The sequence below is a fragment of the Ornithinimicrobium kibberense genome (assembly GCF_006519705.1).
GTDB lineage: Bacteria > Actinomycetota > Actinomycetes > Actinomycetales > Dermatophilaceae > Ornithinicoccus > Ornithinicoccus kibberensis.
This window is the reverse complement of the sequence record NZ_VFXM01000043.1, coordinates 1-545: the sequence shown is the minus strand read 5'-3', so window position 1 is coordinate 545 and position 545 is coordinate 1. Positions and strand designations below refer to the sequence as shown.

The 545-nt window shown below is 67.5% G+C and carries 1 protein-coding gene; it reads left to right on the top strand.

Translation table 11 applies throughout. The features are described 5' to 3' along the window. Positions 1–398, top strand: a 398-nt coding sequence (locus FJR00_RS15545; RefSeq protein WP_238330546.1) for a hypothetical protein, incomplete at its 5' end; no start/stop codon positions are given. Positions 399–545: the final 147 nt, after the last annotated feature.

Below are 545 nucleotides of genomic sequence, written 5' to 3'. Positions count from 1 at the left end.
TCACGTGCGTCTATACCCTGTACAGGGACGGGGCGACGTACACCTTCTCCGAGGCGGACACCTTCGCCGGCATGACTGCCTTCCAGTGGTGGGACTGGGAGGCAGACGGCTACACGCGCCAGCAGGTCAACAAGATCATCACCGCGGTGGAGTACACGGTGCTCCTCGCCGAGGTGATGCCCGACGGGACCGTCGGAGAGTTCGTGGAACAACCGCTCCTGAGGCCTCCGGTGAAGTACCACGTCATGGATCGTCAGGGCCTGACGGCCTACCAGACGGCAGGCGTGGTCCTCGACCTGGACGAGGGCACCTACCTGAGCCGGTTCACCTTCGAGAGCCCTGACTTCCCGGAGTGGAGCTCCACCGAGGAGGTCACGCTGGTCATCACCCCGGACTGAGGACTGCCGCACCCCGTGTGCCCGCCGCTACGCTCGTCCCATGGCTCGTGGGGAGGCCGGCGGGGTCCTCGACGTCAGACTGCTCGGCAGGGTGGCCGTTCGCACCACGGCAGGGTGGCGCGACGACTGGCCACGTCCGGCCGCCCG